Origin of the sequence: Bradyrhizobium sp. AZCC 2230 (assembly GCF_036924495.1) — a bacterium.
Taxonomy (GTDB): Bacteria; Pseudomonadota; Alphaproteobacteria; order Rhizobiales; family Xanthobacteraceae; genus Bradyrhizobium; species Bradyrhizobium rifense.
Window position 1 is genome coordinate 9,560,175 of the sequence record NZ_JAZHRS010000001.1, and the last position, 19,291, is coordinate 9,579,465.

At 61.7% G+C, this 19,291-nt stretch carries 16 protein-coding genes; 12 read left to right on the plus strand and 4 right to left on the minus strand.

Annotated features, from left to right (window positions below; genetic code table 11):
- The first annotated feature begins 86 nt into the window (after positions 1-86).
- From V1280_RS45450 to V1280_RS45470, 5 genes are all read left to right on the plus strand, one after another.
- Entirely contained in the window at positions 87-1,109 is a 1,023-nt protein-coding gene (locus tag V1280_RS45450; RefSeq protein ID WP_334537750.1) for a carbon-nitrogen hydrolase family protein, read from the plus strand.
- A gap of 239 nt (positions 1,110-1,348) precedes the next feature.
- Complete coding sequence (locus V1280_RS45455; protein WP_334537752.1) at positions 1,349-2,455, plus strand: cupin domain-containing protein; 1,107 nt, start codon at positions 1,349-1,351, stop codon at positions 2,453-2,455.
- A 52-nt stretch (positions 2,456-2,507) separates the two neighbouring features.
- Entirely contained in the window at positions 2,508-3,416 is a 909-nt protein-coding gene (locus tag V1280_RS45460) for a fumarylacetoacetate hydrolase family protein (protein WP_334537754.1), read from the plus strand.
- Positions 3,416-3,853, plus strand: coding sequence for an acyl-CoA thioesterase (locus V1280_RS45465; RefSeq protein WP_334537756.1), 438 nt, complete (start codon positions 3,416-3,418; stop codon positions 3,851-3,853). Before V1280_RS45460 ends, V1280_RS45465 begins: the two co-directional genes overlap by 1 nt.
- Positions 3,850-4,560: a hypothetical protein gene (locus V1280_RS45470; protein ID WP_334537758.1), complete on the plus strand. Its 711-nt coding sequence runs from the start codon at positions 3,850-3,852 to the stop codon at positions 4,558-4,560. Before V1280_RS45465 ends, V1280_RS45470 begins: the two co-directional genes overlap by 4 nt.
- Positions 4,561-4,646: 86 nt before the next feature.
- Here the strand turns inward: V1280_RS45470 and V1280_RS45475 are convergent, their stop codons facing one another.
- Positions 4,647-5,348 carry a TetR/AcrR family transcriptional regulator gene (locus V1280_RS45475; RefSeq protein ID WP_334537760.1) on the minus strand — a complete coding sequence of 234 codons (702 nt, stop codon included), beginning with the start codon at positions 5,346-5,348 and terminating at the stop codon, positions 4,647-4,649.
- Between the two features lie 182 nt (positions 5,349-5,530).
- Between V1280_RS45475 and V1280_RS45480 the strand changes: the two genes are divergently transcribed.
- The 7 genes from V1280_RS45480 to V1280_RS45515 all read left to right on the plus strand — a co-directional run bounded on the left by V1280_RS45480 (position 5,531) and on the right by V1280_RS45515 (position 15,377).
- Positions 5,531-6,814, plus strand: a complete 1,284-nt coding sequence (locus tag V1280_RS45480; protein WP_334537761.1) for an HlyD family secretion protein — start codon at positions 5,531-5,533, stop codon at positions 6,812-6,814.
- On the plus strand, positions 6,811-8,394 hold the full coding sequence (locus tag V1280_RS45485) for a DHA2 family efflux MFS transporter permease subunit (protein WP_334537763.1): 1,584 nt from the start codon (positions 6,811-6,813) through the stop codon (positions 8,392-8,394). The genes V1280_RS45480 and V1280_RS45485 overlap by 4 nt, the downstream gene beginning before the upstream one ends.
- Before the next feature lie 808 nt (positions 8,395-9,202).
- Complete coding sequence (locus V1280_RS45495; RefSeq protein ID WP_334537765.1) at positions 9,203-9,469, plus strand: hypothetical protein; 267 nt, start codon at positions 9,203-9,205, stop codon at positions 9,467-9,469.
- Positions 9,470-9,625: 156 nt separating this feature from the next.
- Positions 9,626-10,384 (plus strand): outer membrane protein, encoded by a 759-nt coding sequence (locus V1280_RS45500; protein WP_148773426.1) that lies wholly within the window; start codon positions 9,626-9,628, stop codon positions 10,382-10,384.
- 1,394 nt (positions 10,385-11,778) lie between these two features.
- Entirely contained in the window at positions 11,779-12,282 is a 504-nt protein-coding gene (locus V1280_RS45505) for a hypothetical protein (RefSeq protein ID WP_334537767.1), read from the plus strand.
- Between the two features lie 193 nt (positions 12,283-12,475).
- A complete protein-coding gene (locus V1280_RS45510) occupies positions 12,476-12,670 on the plus strand; it encodes a hypothetical protein (RefSeq protein ID WP_334537768.1) in 195 nt (64 codons plus the stop codon).
- 1,375 nt (positions 12,671-14,045) lie between these two features.
- Positions 14,046-15,377, plus strand: a complete 1,332-nt coding sequence (locus tag V1280_RS45515) for a hypothetical protein (RefSeq protein WP_334537769.1) — start codon at positions 14,046-14,048, stop codon at positions 15,375-15,377.
- A 253-nt stretch (positions 15,378-15,630) separates the two neighbouring features.
- Here V1280_RS45515 and V1280_RS45520 read toward each other — a convergent pair whose 3' ends face one another.
- From V1280_RS45520 to V1280_RS45530, 3 genes are all read right to left on the minus strand, one after another.
- On the minus strand, positions 15,631-16,167 hold the full coding sequence (locus V1280_RS45520) for a hypothetical protein (protein WP_334537771.1): 537 nt from the start codon (positions 16,165-16,167) through the stop codon (positions 15,631-15,633).
- Positions 16,168-16,368: 201 nt separating this feature from the next.
- The gene (locus V1280_RS45525; protein ID WP_334537773.1) at positions 16,369-17,223 is read right to left on the minus strand and encodes an SDR family NAD(P)-dependent oxidoreductase; all 855 of its coding nucleotides are present in this window, start codon (positions 17,221-17,223) and stop codon (positions 16,369-16,371) included.
- Between the two features lie 261 nt (positions 17,224-17,484).
- On the minus strand, positions 17,485-18,990 hold the full coding sequence (locus tag V1280_RS45530; RefSeq protein WP_334537775.1) for an adenylate/guanylate cyclase domain-containing protein: 1,506 nt from the start codon (positions 18,988-18,990) through the stop codon (positions 17,485-17,487).
- Positions 18,991-19,291 lie beyond the last annotated feature (301 nt).

Here is a 19,291-nt window from a genome sequence, read left to right on the forward strand (position 1 = left end):
AAGTAAGTCAACGCCGCGCCATGCTAACACGCCTGCGGACCTCTGCTCCGACAAGGCGGTCATGAGCCGGCGACAGGGTAGGGCCCATGCTGAAGCTGCCTCGCTTTAGAGCCGCCGCCGTCCAGGCTTCACCGGTCTATCTCAACCCGAGCGCGACGGCCGACAAGGCAGCTTCACTGGTCCGTGAAGCAGCAAGCCATGGCGCAAAGCTTGTCGCGTTCCCCGAGGTGTTCGTTCCCGGCTATCCCTACTGGAACTGGATCACCGATCCCGTCACCGGCAGCGCGTGGTTCGAGAAGCTCGCCAAGGGCTCTGTCCTGGTGCCGGGTCCGGAGGTTGACGTCGTCCGGAAGGCCGCGCGCGATACCGGATGCTACGTCGTGCTCGGCGTCAACGAGCGCAGCCCGGTCTCGCTGGGCGCGATCTACAATACGCTTGTGTTCATCGGGCCCGATGGCGCGTTGCTCGGCAAGCACCGCAAGCTGGTGCCGACCTGGGCAGAGAAGCTGACCTGGACCGGCGGTGACGGATCGAGCCTGCGCGTCTATGATACCGAGATCGGGCGTCTCGGCGGCCTCGCCTGCGGCGAGAACACCAACACGCTCGCGCGCTTTGCGTTGTTGGGCCAGGGTGAGCTCGTGCATGTCGCCAGCTACATCTCGCTTCCGGTCGCGCCTCCGGACTACGACATGGCGGAGGCGATCAAGCTGCGCGCGATTGCCCATTCCTTCGAAGGCAAGATCTTTACGATCGTCTCCTGCTCGACCGTGTCGGAGGAGATCATCACCGCGATGGAGGCCGTTGTCCCCGACGCGCGTGCGCGCCTGCAGCGGAAGTCGAGTGCATTTTCCGGCATCATCGGGCCTGATGGCCGCGTGGTCGGCGATGCCCTGATCGACGACGAAGGCATCGTCTACGCCGACATCGACCTCGAGCGCTGCATCCAGCCGAAGCAGATGCACGACATCGTCGGGCACTATAACCGCTTCGACATTTTTGATCTGCGGGTCAATCGGCGTCCGCTCGCGCCGCTGGATCTTGCAGACGGTCAAGGCGAAGCCGTGGAGCAGGGCGGGTTCACGCCGATACCGCTGAGATCGGAAGCATGATGCAACGAGGTCCGTTCGCGAACCGCGGAGAAGGTGCGCTCCCTCTCCCGCTTGCGGGGGAGGGCTGGGGTGGGGGTGTCTCCGCAATCGAGATTCCCGATGTGGAGAGACCCCCACCCGGCGCTTCGCGCCGACCTCCCCCGCAAGCGGGAGAGGTCAGGCACCCCGCGGCCCCTTCCATTCAACCAAAAAACACTATGCTCTAGCTGAAGCTACAAGACAGGACTTTGGAGGACAGGATGCGCGAGAACGTCGTCGGCCGGGCCAATGTCGAAGACACGCCCGAGCTCAAGGCCTACTACAAGGATCTCGAAAAATACGAAGCCGGCGCGCTGTGGACGGTCGCCAACAAGATCGAGCCGTGGGCGCCGCAATCGGCGTCGGTTCCCGTGCTGTGGCGCTACGACGATTTGCGCGAGCACGTGCTGCGCTCGGTCGAGCTGGTCTCGCCGGAGAAGGCGGGGCGGCGGGTGATCTATCTCAACAATCCTGGCCGCCGCGACGTCTCGGCCGCGGTCGGCTGGCTCTATTCGGGATTGCAGGTGATGCATCCCGGCGAGGTCGCAACCGCGCACGCGCATTCGGCCTCAGCGCTGCGCTTCATCATGGAAGGGGCGGGCGCCTACACCATCGTCGACGGTCACAAGATGACGCTCGGCGCGCGGGATTTCGTGCTGACGCCGAACGGCACCTGGCACGAGCATGGCGTCGAAGCCAACGGCTCGGTCTGCATCTGGCAGGATGGTCTCGACATCCCGCTCGTCAACGCGCTGGAAGCAAACTTTTTCGCGGTCCATCCGAATGTCCAGCAGGAGGAATCCGGCTATCCCGTCGACGGCACGACCAAGACCTGGGGCAATCCCGGTCTTCGCCCGGCCGGCGCGAAATGGTCGAAGGGCTATTCGCCCATGTTCAAATACGAGTGGGATCCGACCTACGAGTCCTTGCGCAAATACGCCGCTGCGACCGACGGCTCGCCCTATGACGGCATCCTCATGAATTACGTCAATCCGGTCACGGGCGGACACGTGATGCAGACGATCGGCGCCAGCATGCAATTGCTGCGGCCGGGTGAGAAGACCAAGTCGCACCGGCACACCGGCAGCTTCATCTACCAGGTCGCCAAGGGCCGCGGCTATTCGGTGATCGGCGGCAAGCGTTTCGAGTGGCAGGAGCGCGACATTTTTTGCGTGCCGTCCTGGGCCTGGCACGAGCATGGCAACCTCTCGGACGGCGAGGACGCCTGCCTGTTCTGCTTCAACGATCTGCCCGTCATCGAAAGCCTCGGCTTCTACAGGGAAGAAGCCTATGGCGACAACGCCGGTCACCAGCCGGTTGCCGCCTGACGTTCCATCGCCCGCTATCAGAATTCACCCGAAAGAGTCGGATCAAGCTTCCATGCGTCTCGTGACCTACACCTTGGGCTCCAGCGGCGCCCGTCTCGGCGTTCTCGTCAACGGACTGGTCGTCGATGTCGAGCACCTCGGTGCGTCCAGCGGCGTGACATGGCCGAGCGATATGCTGTCGTTCATCGACAACAGCGTGACGCTGCTGCCGGCGCTCAGGGATAGTCTGGAGGAGGCCAACGGCCGTTTCCCGGCCGGCTCGGCCGTCGCAGTCGAGGACGTCAAGCTGCAAGCCCCGATCCCGCGCCCGCGGAAAAATATCTTCGGCATCGGGCTGAACTACCGAGCCCATGTCGCGGAATCGGCGAAGAGCCTCGATACGAGCCAGGACTTGCCGAAGCAGCCGGTGGTCTTCTCCAAGCCGCCGACCTCCGTGATCGGTCCCGGCGCCGCCATCCAGCACAACGCGAAGATGACGCAGCAGCTCGACTGGGAAGTCGAGCTCGCCGTCATCATCGGCAAGACCGCGACACGCATCGCGACCGAGAAAGCGATGGACCACGTCTTCGGCTATTCGGTGATGATCGACATTTCCGCGCGCGACAATCGCCGCGCCGGCCAGTGGATCTTCTCCAAGGGCATGGACACCTATGCGCCGTTCGGCCCCTGCATCGTGACCGCGGACGAGATTCCCGACCCGCATGATCTGCGGCTGTGGCTGACCAAAAATGGCGTCATGAAGCAGGACTCGAATACCAAGTACATGATCTTCGACATTCCGGTGCTGATATCGGACATTTCATCGGGCATGACGCTGGAGCCTGGCGACATCATCGCGACGGGAACGCCGGAGGGCGTCGGCGCCGGCATGAGCCCGCAGGAATGGCTGTGGCCTGGCGACGTGGTGGAGGCCGGGGTCGATGGCGTCGGTGTGATCCGGCATCCGGTCGTTGCGATCTGATGACGAATTTCTCGTTCGATCGCGCGCTCAGGTTCGGAGACTGCGATCCCTCGGGGATCGCGTACTTCCCGTCCTACCTCAACATCCTCAACGGCGTCGTCGAAGAGTTTTGGGCGGGAATCGGTTTTCCATGGCCGCAATTGATCATGGTCCGGAAGATCGGGACGCCGACGGTGCACCTGAATTGCGATTTCTCCCGGCCGTCGATGTTCGGCGATCTCCTGACCTTCAACCTGCGCATCAATCGGGTCGGCGGATCATCCCTCCATCTGGAGCATGTGGTCTCGGGCGCGAACGGCCTGCGCTGGCGTGCCCGCCAGATCCTTGCCGCGACCTCGCTGGTGGATCATCATGCGATCCCGTGGCCCGATGACATCAGAGCCGCGCTCATGCCGAACGTGAGTGTGGGCGAGGGCGCCGAGGCAGCGCCGGCATGATCTCGCTGTTCATGACATTCTCTGATCCGGCAGGCGAGCGGCGGATTCATCCTGACGAGATTGCCGCCGTGGCAGAGGCGGTCGGATCGATCCCTGACATGACCGAGGGCTTGCTGTTCACGCCGCTCGAACAATCTGTCGATCATCCCTACAAGGCTGATGGCTCCGGTCCCGTGTTTGGGCTTCAACTGCGGTTTCCCGACCTGTTCGCCTGCGAGGCGGCGATGGACCGCGGCAGCATCCTTGCGAGCCTTGCGACAGGTGCCGGATGCTCCGGCCTCACCGGACTGGACGCCACGCACCAGGTGATGCTGACGCGCGCGTTCCCCGTCGATGTCGCAGATTATCCGGCGGGAACGACAGCGCCGTGCAGCTACCTCGTCCACTATCCCGGCCCGGCCGAGGACATGAACGCCTGGAACCTGCATTATCTCGATCACCACCCGTCGATCATGCGGACCTTTCCAAATGTCCGCCAGATCGAGATCTACACCCGCATCGATTGGGTCGACCGGCTGCCATCGCAGCGCGTCGAGCACATGCAGCGCAACAAGCTGGTGTTCGACAGCCCGCAAGCCCTCGCGCACGCGCTCGGCTCCGACGTGATCAAGCGCATGCGCGCAGACTTCGTGAAATTCCCGCCATTCGCAGGCGGCAACAAGCATTTTCCGATGCTGACGCGGGTGGTGAGGCCCAACAGACGTTAGGGCAGATATCCAGGCGCGCCGCGCCGGATGATGAAAAAGGGGAGGGCATTTTCCCCTGCGACGAACCAGCGCCTCTCGTGCAGGGCTCAGCTCGCGCCGTATCGGCAGGCAGAGAGAAAGAACGCAACGCTGCGCGTCACATGCTCGTCGATCTCCGGGTCGAGAGTCCTGAGATCCGCCTCGAACAGCGCCCGCAGCAGCATGGGCACGGCGACCAGATCGAGGAAGAGACGGGCTGTTGACGTCAGGTGCTCCGGGGCAAAGGCCGGCAGCGATCGAAGCTCATCGGATTTCGTCAACTCGCTCAGCAAGTGCACCCCAAGCTCGGTGCTGAGATCACGTGCCGACCGGCTGACCGTGCTCGCCAGATCAGGGAAGCGGCGCGTCTCCGCGATCGCCAACCGCATCAACGCGATTCTTTCGCTGTTCAAACCCCAGTGCAGCAGGGTGCTCGCGGCGCTGGTGAGGCGCTCCTCGATTGTTGCACCGGTTGGCAGCTCGGCGCTGAACTCCGTGATGCGGGCAAGGATGTCGTGGGTCACCACCTCGGTGAACAGAGCCCGCTTGTCGCGGAAGCGGGCATAGATCGTGGCCTTTCCCGAGCGGGCAACCTCGGCGATCTCGTCCACGCTCGCGCCTTCAAACCCGCGCTCCAGAAACACTTTTCGCGCAGCGTCGAGGATGCGGGCGTCGACCTCGCCGGCAAGCTCCTTGGGCGGCCGGCCAAAGCGCGCTTTCGCGCGTTTGGCCTTCGCCGCCGGCAACTTCTTTGAATTGCTGGTCTTCATCGCGATTTCATCCGGGCTCCGATCATCTGATCTACACGCAGCTGTGATGCCTGTAAATAGAACTGAACGGTCTCGTTCCTATTGACCGATCGGTTCGGCGACGCTAGTTGAGATATCGAAACGATACTGTTCCGTTTTTCATGCGCGCCTTGAAGGCGTCGCTGACAGCAGGAGCGACGAGCATGTTCGAAGACAATGTTTTTGAGACGGACGAAGGATTTCGCGAAGCTGTCGAAGGCCACCAGGCTGTACCGGCCTCGTACCAACCGGGCGCTGAGTCCGAGCCGCAGAAAGTCACCGCGCGGACTGTCTCTCGGGATGAAGGCCCAGGTACCAACGCGCCTGCCTCTTCCATTCAGCCGGAGACAGCGCGGCCGGAGGCGGGCGCCAAGAAGGACCGCGCCGGTATCCTGCGTCGCCGTCCCGTCGTCACCGCCATCGGCGCGGTGCTGCTCGTCTCGGCGATATCAGGCGGTTATCTCTACGTTGATGATGCAAGGCATTTCGAGTGGACCGATGATGCTTTCGTCGCGGCGCGGCAGTTTTCGATCGCGCCGAAGGTCTCCGGTTACATCACGGCCGTTCCCGTCACCGACAACCAGCACGTCAAGGCCGGCGACGTGATCGCCCGTCTCGATGACCGTGACTATCGCACGGCGCTCGAGCAGGCGCAGGCGCAAGTCGCGGCCGCGCAAGCCAGCATCGAGAATATCGATGCGCAGCTCGACGTGCAGCAGGCCCAGATCAGCGCCAACCAGGCCCAGGTGGATCAGGCGCAGGCGGGGCTGGTCTTCGCCGAGCAGCAGGCGGCGCGGTACGAGCACCTCGAGCAGACAGGCTATGGCACGGTTCAGAACTCGCAGCAGTACAGCTCGCAATTGCGCCAGCAGCAGGCTGCACTTCTCAGCGCGCAGGCAACCCTCAAGCTGGCGCAGCGGCAGGTCGGCGCGCTGAAGGCGCAGCGCAAGAGCTCCGTTGCAAGTCTCGCTCAGGCCAAGGCCCAGCAGGATCAGGCGCAGCTCAATCTGTCCTACACGACGGTAACCGCGGCCCAGCCTGGACGTGTCGTCAATTTGAGCGCCGCAACCGGCCAATTCGCCCAGCTCGGCAATGGCCTCGCGACGTTCGTGCCGGATCAGATCTGGGTGACGGCGAACTTCAAGGAACTTCAACTCGACAAGATGCGGCCGGGCGATCCGGTGACGCTCGCGATCGACGCCTATCCGGCCAGCAGGATCCACGGTCATGTCGAGAGCGTCCAGCCCGGGTCCGGGACCGCGTTCTCGCTGCTGCCAGCCCAGAACGCCACGGGCAACTACGTCAAGATCGTCCAGCGCGTGCCGGTCAAGATCGCCATGGACGATCCGCCGGCCGACGTCGCGCTCGGGCCGGGCATGTCGGTGGTCCCCACCGCGCGGGTCGACGGAAGGCCCTCGCTCTATGAGCGACTGAGGAGGTACCTGTGAGTGCCGCTGCAATCCCTGGCACCCCTCCGGCGTCTGCGAGCGGCGTCGCCGTCAACCCCTGGGTCATCGCCATCCTGGTCGCGCTCGCAAGCTTCATGGAGGTGCTCGACACCACCATTGCCAACGTCGCGCTGCCCTACATCGCCGGCGGCATGGGGGTGAGCGAGGACGAAGCGTCCTGGGTGGTCACGACCTATCTCGTCTCCAACGCCATCATCCTGACCGCGTCCAGTTTTCTCGCCAGGATGCTGGGCCGCAAGAGGTTCTTCCTGATCTGCCTCGGAGGTTTCACTCTCAGCTCGCTGCTGTGCGGTTTTGCCCCGAACCTGGATGTATTGCTGTTGTGCCGCATGCTCCAGGGCTTCGCGGGCGGGGGCATGGTGCCGGTGGCGCAATCGATCCTCGCCGATGCGTTTCCGCCGGCGAAACGCGGCCAGGCCTTTGCTGTGTTCGGCATCGCCGTGGTGGTGGCCCCGGTGGTCGGGCCGACGCTCGGCGGCTGGCTGTCCGACAATATCTCCTGGCAGTGGTGCTTTCTGATCAACGTGCCGGTCGGTGTGATCGCGACGGCGCTCATCGCGTTTGTCCTGGCCGAGACCCCGAAGGCCGAAGCGGTCGTACGGTTCGACCTCGTCGGTTTCCTGCTGATCGCGACCTTTCTCGGCGCGCTCGAGGTGGTGCTGGACCGCGGACTCGAGGACGACTGGTTTGGCTCGCCGTTCATCGTCGCGTTCGCAGCGATCTGCGCCCTCGCTTTCGCGCTGATGATCCCCTGGTGCCTCGCTCGCCGCAATCCGATCATCGATCTGCGGATGGTGGCGACGCGCCAGTTCGGCGCCTGCTTCCTGGTCATGCTGGAGACCGGCGCGATCCTGCTCGCAACCACGCAATTCCTGCCGCAACTGGTGCAGCAGGATTTCGGCTACACCGCCACCTGGGCCGGCCTCGTGCTCTCCCCGGGCGGCGTGGTCACGATGCTGATGATGTTCGTCGTCGGCCGTGCGGCAGCCAAGGTGCAGCCCAAATATCTGATCATTGCCGGCGCGGTGATTTGCGCGCTGTCCATGTACAGCATGACCAACGTCTATGGCGATCTCGGCTTCTGGTTCATGGCGCGTTCGCGCATGCTGCTCGGTCTCGCCCTGCCGCTGATCTTCGTGCCGATCATGGCCGCATCCTACGACGGCATTCCGCCGTCGAAGACCGACCAGGCTTCCGCCCTGATCAACGCAGCCCGCAACACCGGAGGTTCGATCGGTGTCTCGGTCGTCTCCAACGTGCTGACGCATCGCGAGCAGTTCCATCAGAGCCGACTGGTCGAGCAGGTGCTCCCGTCCAGTCCGCAATATCAGGATACGTTGCAGCAGATCACGAGCTTCTTCGCCGGCCATGGCAGCTCATCGGCGCAGGCACACGATCAGGCCATCCAGTGGATCGGGCAACAGGTGCAGACCCAGGCGTCGTATCTCGCCTATGTGGATGCCTTCTGGGTCTTGACGCTGGTCTCGCTTGCCGCGGTGCCACTTGCGCTGATGCTGCGGACGATCAAGCTCGGCGGCGCCGTTCACGTCGGCCACTGAGGATCGTCCTCTTGGCATCGATGCGCTGGGGCGGCAACAAGCATTTTCCGATGCTGATGCGGGTGGTTAGGTCAGAGCCCTGGAGAACCGAAAGCGTAAAGAAAAAGGGGGCGCGAACCACAAACTCAGATTGATTGCCAAATGTCCGCCTTGGCGCCCATTTCGGACTCAAGTGGCACGTCGCGGCCAGCTCGTCGATGATTTTCAATTTCCAGACAGAAATAACCGGTCGCGAACCTGGCACACTGCCAGGCTCGCGATCCGCGAGTAAATCCCCTTACCGCCGCGCGCCAACGCGATTGACGCCGCCATTTGCATTGCCACCCGCGTTGTGGCGGACTGCTGCACGCGCAACGGGGCGCGGCCTCAGAACGACGCCGGCCCGGGCAACGCACCCCCCCGGATAATCGACGTACTGGCAATATACGATTGCGTGGGCCGGTGATGGATTAAGTGTGACGCCTGCAAGGACCAGAAGGGCGCTCCTGCAATGGTCGCGGATCTCATCGAGAGTTGCGTGTTCGCCTTCATGATGGTCCTCTTATTTGCACTCGCGAAATCAGGGGCAGAAGCCGCCTTCCTGCGGCTGCAGATAGCGTGTGAGCGGAAAGGTTGAGCGACATTGACGTAGATCAAGGGTGGCTGGGCTGTGCGGTAGCCCCGCCGAAGAATACCTCTGTCTAGGTGCCGTCGCTTCGCTGTTGTCCGGAAGCATGAGGCGCGATCTTGATTCAGATCAATCGGCTATGTGACAGGCGCACCACAACAGGGGATCGGCGGGCTGGGCCAATTCGCCGGTGGGTGCGCGATGACGCCGACTTGGTACGTCACCTTCGAGGTCCGTAAACGCGGCATGTTGCTGAAGCAGCGGAGTCCTCGGGAAACAAGGACCTTCGCTACGGAAGCAGAGGCCAAGGCGTTCGTTCGTGCAAAGCTCGACGAAGGCCTCGCTGTATTTGCAGGCACGATCAATCCGAGCGTTCCCAGGCAGCTTATTCCATCGGCCCGCATTCAAGCCTGGCTTGCCGGCGAACTATCGGACACTGAACGACATACCGATCCCGACATGGAATAGGCACGTCTTCGTGCACATACACGGTTCTTGAGTGTTGCCATTTTGTTACGGGCGTAGGGTCTCATCGAACGTAACGTATGGATGTTCGCCGTGCTTATGCACGCCAGCCTGCATTCGCGTTTCTAAACAAAAAGATCAGAGCGAGGGGACATGACGATGAAAAGGCTTTCGATGGCTGCGATCAGCTTCGCGGCGCTGAACATGGCGGCTCCGGCCATGGCCGCGGATATGGCTGTCAAGGCGGCGCCGCCTCCGGCACCGGTGGTGGCGATCTACAACTGGAGCGGATTCTACATTGGCGCCAATGGAGGCTGGGGGCAGAGCCACGGTTGCGTGGATTTCCTGACACCCGCAGGGACGGTTGCAGGTGGTTGCGCTGATCGCTCCGGAGGCCTTGCTGGCGGACAGATCGGGTACCGCTGGCAGACCAATCAGTTTGTGCTCGGATTGGAAGCGCAGGGCGACTGGGCCGAGATCAAGAACACACGCGTCAGCCTGATCGACCCATTGATCTCCACCACGGGCAAGATAGATGCCATCGGGCTGTTCACGGCTCAACTCGGCTGGGCGTGGAACGCGTCGCTGTTCTACGTGAAGGGTGGCGCTGCGGTAACGCGCAATCGCTTTGACATATTCAACAACGCCACCGGTGTTGGACTCGCCTCGGCAGGTCATACGCGCTGGGGCGGCGCCCTGGGCGTCGGCTGGGAATATGGCTTCACTCCCAACTGGTCGTTCGGTATCGAGTACGACCATCTCTGGATGGGTCGCGACAACACGTCCTTCGCAGGCGTGGTCACGCCGGGGGGATTGACCCTTCTCGGCAACGGGGTCAGCCAGGATGTGGACATGGTCACACTTCGGCTGAACTATCGTTTCGGCGGCTATGGTGCGCCGGTCACCGCTCGCTACTGAACTGTGCTTCCGCCCATAACGGAGGCCCCGAGACCGGGGCCTCGGCCTTAACGAATGGCGAAGGGCTTTCGCACCGACCCGGCTGTTAGTTCAGACGATCAAGGCCGGCGAGCTGCCACGCGCAGGTGTCTGCGATGGCAGGGAAGTGTCTGTGCGGCGTACGAATAGGCGCTGCGACGTCGGCGTTCGGATCGTGTCCGGACGCCGATCACCAGGGTCTGAAGCCGAGCCAGGTGAACTGCCCTTGTCGCGCCGCTAGAATCATCTGCGGCTTGACGTGTCGTCTCGGCCGCGCGGCGACGCTTGATATCTTGGGTTGTCGCTTGCGATCGATGGATTCAGGCGGGCGTGTATCCGGACGCGGCAGCATTGCGAGCGCATTTGCGACTGTCGGGTTATCCATCCGGCTAACAGGCAGTTCGGTGACGTCTGACGACATCGCGACATCAGGGATCTTGACCGCGGGTGCGGCGGCTACGATTGTCGGCGACCGGGTATCGAAGACAATTCGCTCAGGCCATTTGCGATCGGAGTGAATGCGTATCGCTGGTCGATCGACCGACGCCTGTTCGGGGATTGGCGCCCTCGGAACACAATAGTCCGCGACGAAGAGCAGTAAGAGCAACGCCGCTCCGACCTTCCAGAGATATGCCAACAGCGGCATGCCGGTCGCTCCCGTCCCCCCGAAACACTACCCTGGGCCAGTTCTACGACGTTGTCTCACGCATGCTGCACGATGGCGACGGACTGCTTGATCTAGATCAAGCGCGCGGAGCTGATCGGAAACGTGACTTTCGGCCGCTCGGGGAACGTGATCCAGCTTCACTCGGTAACGCGCGCCACCGCTGTCAATTACTCGAGATGAAGTGCAGATAAAGAGTTGCGAGCGGTGAATCTCAATCGCTTAATTCGGCTTCGGGTCAAAATGCGAAGAACCGAGAGTGAGCAAAGTCAGTCCGCTCTATCGAAGCGGACCTCAATGAAAGGTGTCGCTACTTCGCTGATGGGCCACAAGCGGCTGTGAGCAGATGCGGCGATCTCACATGCCTTCCGACCTCGCGATCTCTGCAAGGTTCTCAAGCTGGCTCCCAAGCGCTGCCCAGCTCCGTGAGATGTTCGTCAGCACGGTCGCTCGACGGGCGGAATTCCTCGGATCAGCGGCACGTAGTTTGTATTCGGCGGCATAAGCGCGGCATTGTTCAGCTGTAGGCACGTTGTCCCCTTGCGCGCATCAGTGTCCCGGTCGTGACCGATGGCGATGAGACGATGATCACACTTGTTTGGAAGTCGACACAATCAGGGGAAGCCGCGATGCAGCTATGTGACTTTGCGCTATGCAGTTTGTGCCAATTTGGCGCGGCGGGCCGTCACCAGGCCCAACACAGGATGCCTACGTGCACAACCGCGCTGACGGTAAGCTTTCACGGCTGTTTGGCATGACGAACTTGAAATCGAGAACCCTCTATTTGCTTCTTCTCTTGGGTCAACTGACAGGAGCGCTCTTTATAATCTTGGACGGTCTGCCCGAATTTAGGCACTTGATGACTTATCCTGGTGAGCAGCTACCTTTCGAACGGTTTGACAATCTTGCAGCGCCAATCATGATCGTTGCGATGCAAGTCGCCTATTGGTATCGCCTTCGATGCGTTCCGCTTCCCCCTCAGCGCTCGAATCCGATCTTGAGCCACCTGTTTCTGTTTCTGGGGCGCCTTGCTTTCATTTTCGGTGGCTCACTGTTCGGCGTCGTGTTCTTCAGACATTTGCCCGAGATCAATCAAGGCGCCGATCTCTGGCTCATGTTCCGTCGCGGGCTGCAACTCGTGGCGTCGCTGTTCGCGCTATTCTGCGTCACGCTAGAACTGGAACGACTGGGGCGTACCCTTGGAGGCAGCCAATAGAAACGACAGATGCCGGTCACCCACTTCGCATTGGCACAAAGTGCACTAGCCACGCACCGGGATTGTGCTTCTCTACGATACGCCTCGCCGATCTTTCCTGCCCCTAAGCTTCCTAAGCTTGGCGAGAACGTAGAAGGCCCGGCGCGGTCAGCAACTTCGTCGGGGCCGGCTAACGCGTAAGATAGCCGAGACGATGGACGCAGAGGAAGATCGCCAACGGGGTTTAGAGCTGGGGCGCCGATGGGCGGAGCATGCTTCAGCACATGAGCTTGCGACCATGGTGAGCGGCTCGTTTGATGATCTCAGCCAGATTCTGCCATCGGATACGTCCGATCATTTCGTCGGCGGCTTCCGCGAAGGCGTGTTGCGCGTCTGGCGCAGGGCTTAGGCCTCTAGCACAAGGGCGCCGGGATGGGGACCAAGCGCCCTTGCACCCCCATCGTGGGCCGATCCAGATGTGAGTTCTAAGGGGATTGCTGGACAAGCCGACGAACGCTGGACTACCGAGCGAATCAATAGCTGAGTCCCTTGACGCAATTGAGGCGGCTGCATCTTTCAACAATGCGGGACCGACTTCGGTTGATCATGCCGACGCAGACGCGCACTGCAACGCCTACCGATGGTGCACGGCAATGCATCGGCTATGACGCCAATTGCATCGGCGACGTCCAACGCGCGTCAAGCGTCTCGGCAGTGCTGATGCCCTTTTGGCAAGGTCGTGACCCGCATTCGACGCCGCGCTCAATAGCACGGCGGATATGGATAATAACCGCATTGCCGGCGATTATAGTACGCTCCCGTGGCCGCTGCTCCGACGGCAGCTGCGCCTACAGCAGCTCCATAGTACCCGCGCCGATACGCGCGCCGATGCACTCGCCTATTAACCCCCGCAACGCTGCCAGGTGTGAGCGGACGACCGACACGAGCGTCAGCTTTGTCGACGGAGATAGAGACAGTCCCGGCTGGTGACCAGTGAAGCGACACCGGAGCCAAGCACAATATTGCTGCACCGAGGGCCGCTCCGAGCATCGCTGATCTTTTCATGTTCTTGCTCCTAATTGGTTTCTTGGGACGTGCTGGTGGACGCGCGGCTACTTTTTCTCTTCGGCAGCACCGTCATGCCGCTCTTCGCGCCGCTCCGTGCGCCCCGTCCGTCGCTCCTGACGCCGTTCTGTTCGCCCTGTCCGTCGTCCTGACGCCGTTCGGTGCGCCCGTGCGTCGTTCCTGACGCCGCTCCGTACCCGACTGCGGTGTCTCAGTGGAAGGCGCTGCGGACGTGGTCGGTGCGGTTGAGGTCTGAGCGCCAGCATCTGACACCGTTAGAATTGCCGGCGGGGCCACGAGCCCGAACACGGCTGCGTATCCACAAAGAGCAAGAGCGCCTCGACGGCTGACCATCGATTCCGAACGTTCACCCATATCTCAAACTCCCGGTCTCCCGCCCTCTTGCAGGTCGCCCAAATTCCGGAGAGTGGGTGTTGATCTAAATCAACCTAGAGGCATGCGCCCGCCAACGATGGACACAGGCAAGCCGCTATCAGCGTTTCCTCACGCCCAGCGCTTGGACTCCCAAGGTCTGCTGTTGTCCTGTCAACGGACATCGTCAGCGCGACGGGGCAGGTCCGAAACGGGCCAGAAGCGGTCGTTGACCGGCAAATCAACGACATTCCCCACGCGACGGTCTCGGCCCGGACGTGCAAGAGGCGCACGCCGCTACCTTGTGTAGAATAAATGCTTAACGAAGCGCTGCTACTAGCCAACCCATGATCTATGTTGGCCAGCGTGAATTTATCATCCCAACCCGGCTGTGGGCGGCCCTTCCGCTCGCCGCCGTCGGGTACGTCGCCATCGATCTCGCATGGCAATGGTGGCCTTCGCCGACTGGCCTTGCACGCGTCGGGCAAACGACCGATTGGTTCCTGGACGCGATGGCGCGGTTCGCGTCCGCCTACCTTGCCGCCTTCCTGGTGGTTGACATCGCCCGCCGGTCGCGCACGCCTTGGTACGGCTTGTTTCTGCTCATCCCGCTCGCCCATCTCGTCGCCGCATTCGTTATCGCCGTTTTGATCGTTCAGCCGCTGACATGGCTGGGCACGGCAATCCTGCGCGGAGCGTTCGCAGCCGCAGCCGTGCCGCGTGGGCCGGCCGGCCGCGAAATGCTGGCTTTGGTATTTGGCGCGCTGGCGGTGGTGCCGCTATTGGCGGCTCTCGCGGCATTGTTCGTCACCCTGGCGAGCCGGGTCGTGGCTCGCCTTCCTCTGCTGACGCCGGATGCCCGCCGCGATCTTTGGGCCAATTTGGCGGCCGCGATGGTGTGGCTCCCAGTCGGCATGGCCGTCGCCACGGCGCTACGGGTTCTCGGCTACGTCATGCCGCGCCCGGCGGCGCTGTTCGTCGCCCTTGTGCTGGCGGTGGCTTCGATTTGCCTGCATCTGCGGCTGGTTCATCGCGTCCGCCGGGAGCAGGTGCCTCATGGCGGCAGGCTTAGGACCTGGCTGGCGGCCGCCGTTTGTTGTTCGGCGCTGGTCTTGCTCGCACCGAACCCGATTCAGTATTTCTCGCTCGTTCGGGTCATGCCCGGATACATTCGCCCGGTTATGCCGAACCTCTTCGGTCTGTACATCGATCATGTGCGTCCAGCCTTCCGCGCGATCGGAATGCTGCCGACGCCAGTGATTGAGGTCGCAGGTTATCGGGTCGACGTTCCCTTCAACGATCGAACGACTATGATGGAGCCTACCGAAGCCACGGGGGGCTACGATTTCGTCCGGATCACCCTGCCAGCTGATTACGGTGTAGCGACGGTCACACATGTTCCTCGTGTTGCTATCCTTCGGGCCACAGCGATACGACCCAGCGACCTTTTCTGGTCGGAGCGCCACCGTGACCTGGAGCAGGCCGCGCGCGCGGCACAGCCGGGGCAGGAAGTAGTAGTGAGGCGCGAGTCCGGCTTCGGGCGGGACGTCGGCCTACGCTCAGACGCTTATCCCGAGTTGGAGTTCTGGCTCAGGTCTGTCGATCCAGCGACGTCGTGGGAGGCGGCGGAGCAAGCCTTGCGCAGTTTTCTGCAACAGCGGCTGCGACGAGTGAACTGAGTTCACCCACCAGGATTTTCGGGACGGGAGCCGTCGCTATTTTCATGATTTACGCGCGCTCCGACCTGGCGGCCGCTATCTCGGACGCGCGCTTCGGCTGACGCGTGCCGGGCTTGCGGTCGGCGCCTGCTTTCTGCTTAGGGTCAATCGCGTCACTTTGGCCGCGTGCCGATCTCTTCCGGTCTGCCGCAGTGAACGGACATGGTCAGACCGCCACGGCATGTCTCAAACGGGCCACAAGCGGGCTCACGAGCTAGTCGCAAAATCCGCGCTTCGGTCGCTCGCCTTGATATGCGAGCCCTTCAGCAGAAACTTCGTCGTATAAAGTCTTACTGATCTGGAACGAAGCTAACCGCCGAATGCCATCATCCGTGGTGTAGATTACAACCGTGTACTCACGGCACCATTGACGTGGCGAGCCAGGGACAGCGATGTGCTCTCGGTGTTCACTGCGCTTGCCCAGGAAGACATTAAGCACTTGGCCCACTTCGGCTTGGCCCCTGAGAGCCTCAGTGATTTTCAGACGGGCGAAAAAAATATCGTTGGTGCAACCTTCGCAGTGACGACCACCCATCCATGCTACGGGTTGCTGCAAGCGAACTTTCGCAACGACGACATCCCTAGCGTCAGGAGGCAAATTGTTCATCGCCTCTACGAGATTGTCTGGCGCGCCTTCGGAAAAATACGCAATGGGCGCGTTATTCTCCATCGCCGAAGAACGCGGCAGACCGACAATGATTGCGCTCATCATCACAGCGACAACAGCTAGGCTTCGCTTGGCCGATTTCATCTACAGAACTGCGCACCGAATGGTTGTAGTGGCACCCTAATCCAATTTTGAGAAGTTGAACAGATGAGGTCAGCTTCGGGTCACAAGCCGCCGAACTGGCGCCCGGCTGCAAACTTCCGGTCTGCCCTTGTGAGCCGACATGCAGCGACACCGCGTCAAAGGAAGCGATGGGCCACAAGCGGCCGTGAGCAGATGCGAGAGTTACCGTCGCGGCGTTCGTCCGCGGATGCGGTCAAAACCCTGCTTGATCGCTGCGAAGCGCTGGTCGATGAATTGTTCGTGCTCAGTATCAGTGAAAATGTAAGGCCAGTCGTTCTCGATGGCCTCGCAAACCAGTTCGCCGACATAGAGCGGATCAATGCCGTTGTTGATCCGTTCCTGCAATGCCTTGATGAACTCGGCGCGGGGGCCTTCTGTCGGCGGAGGCTTGCCGACGGCCCCGGCAAATCGCTGCGGCACGTTGCGCCGGGAGTTCATGATCTGCGTGCGGATGATGCCCGGACACAGAACGGAGACCCCGATCTTCCTCGGCGCGAGCGCGTTACGCATCCCCTCGGACAGCGCCACCACGCCATATTTGCTCACATCGTACGCCGGACTTGGTCCCGTAATCAGTCCGGAGACGGACGCCGTGGAAACAATCTGCCCGCCTTCGCCGTGCGCCTCGATCAGCGGACCGAAAATCTCAAAACCCCAGATCACCGACATCAGGTTGACGCCGAGCACCCAGCTCCAGCCTGCATCCGTCCACTCACGATAGATGCCGCCGCCGCCCACGCCCGCATTGTTGACCAATATGTGGATTTTGCCATACCGCGCGACGGTCGCGTCCGCTGCCGCCTGAAGTTCGCCTTTGAGCGAGACGTCGGCTTTCACGCCATCGACATCGAATTTGGTCCGTGTCTTCAGGTCCGCGACCGCTTTTTTCAGCGCCTCTTCCTCGATATCGCAGAGCATGAGCTTCACGCCTGCCTGTGACAGCGCGGTCGCGATCCCCAGTCCGATCCCCGAGGCAGCTCCTGTCACGAATGCGGTCTGTCCAGCCAGGTCTCTCATGCGCTTTCCGCCTTGCTTTCACGCGACAAATTCACCCGCCAGACTGCGCCGCAGAGTGCTGCAATGAGCTCGCGTCGTCTCATGTCCCGCGCCCCTGCGCCAAGCCTGGAAATAACCGATCGCTGGTTTTAGACTAGCACATTGGAAACCGGCTGGATAACAAGGGACAGCGTCGGTTTTCGGAAGCGCTGGCTCCCCGCCGACGATGACCGCTCTGTCGTCGAGGAACCGTCGGCCTTCGCCTCGCGACGCCGCGGTCGTTTACATCTGCGTCGAGGTGATCATCATGCGATGGACCTCCATTTTTTGCCCGATACCCTTCAGGTTTTCGTAGTTGCGCGACGCCGAGCGTGAATTGACGATGTCACCGACGCCCGGTGCCTCCATCACCGTTGCACTCACGCAAACTTCGTTGACATCGGCGAGACCTTGCACGCGTGCGGCGATATTCACGTCCTGTCCGAAATAGTCGATCCGGTCGTTGAGCGTCACCGCAATCGCACGACCCTTATGGACACCGACCTTGAGGCCCAGCGGCCGCGAAGCGGTCCGGTTGAATCGCGACAGTTCTTCGATCATCTCGATGGAGGCGCTAACGGCGTCCTGGGGACGCTCGAACCCGGCCATGACCGCGTCGCCGATCGTCTTGATAATGGTGCCGGATCGTTCCCGGATGATCCTGTTCAAGATCTCGAAGTGTTGACGAACCAAAAAATACGCGTTCACGTCACCAACGCTTTCATACAGCGGAGTTGACTGCTTCAGATCGGTGAACAGGAAAGTCATGTCTGAGACTTTGATGCTCTCGCCCTCATCCACCAGCTGCGCCTTGTAAAGTTCGCGGAAGCTCGGGGTGAGCAGCAACCGCTTGCCGGACAGAAACGGTTCATATTCGACCCGATGGGGCTCGAAACCGAAGGGATACTGGAGGAACCAAAAGCGACCGAGATCGCCAGTGCGGTTCTCGATCCGGATGGTGTGCTTGCCTGGGCCGAGATCGGCCGTCTGCCGGAACGAAAAACGCCCGTCGCCGAGTACCATGTCTCTCGGTGCCGTGGGGCGGTCCGGCAGCAGAAAGCGGCCCGACTCGAGCTGGACCAGCGTCTCTTGCCGTTCTGCCGGCTCCCCGCCCGCGAAGAAGACCAGAAGAAGTTTGTGGCAGAGGTCCAGTACCTCGAAGCGGCCAGCTGTGACATCGAAGTCGAAGCTGCGGTGCTCGTGGGCCTTGATATCAGCGAATCCGCGTGAGAGCGCGGCCACCAGCTGCTGGTGCGTCATCCCGTGCGGAGCGATGAAACCTTTCGAAAAGCTGTAGCGCAGGTAGAAATCTTCGACAGTCAGCATTTCGGGATGGCGAAATATGATGTCGCGCACGCCGCTCGAGACCGTGAAGGTGACCTGAATGTAGTCGTCCAGCGCCGCATCGTTGATCGCGTTGCAGAACGCACACTGAAAGCGTGGATGGACCTGGTCGAGCTCGCGAAAGCTGCCGGCGACCTGCGGGCAATAGGCGCAGATGAGCAGCCAGTCCATCTCGAACAGGCCCACCTTGGCGGTGTGCACGAACAGCTCTATCGCGTCCGCCTCGGACAGGCCGACGTGGCGGCCGTATTCGATGGGGTTGACGCGAAAGAGATCGTAGTCGTCGGCAGTACGGATGAAGTGTTCGAGATCCGAGAGGACGTTCGGCGCCCAGCTTCCTGCCGATCCGAGCGCGCCGAGGCGCCGGCATAGGAGACTCTCGTTGACCGGAGACGGGACACTCATCTCAAGCCTCCTATGGACCGGTTACAGCGTTGCTCCGCGCGTCCACTTCAAGACCGGCAGTGTCGGCAACCAGCATCCGCCCGCACGCTGGAGCGCAAACTCTCTTCCATGCTCCGCGACAACGCGTCCAATGTATCTTCGGCTCCGCCCTCGTCGCAAGCAACCAACGCATGCATGGGCGGGCAAGCGGACATCAGGCGTGCCCCTTATTGAGTACCTCGATTTATCGGTGCACTGCCTGGTGAGCGCTGAGCTGACGAGATCAGGTTCGGCTGCGATGATGGCATCATGCCACTGTTTT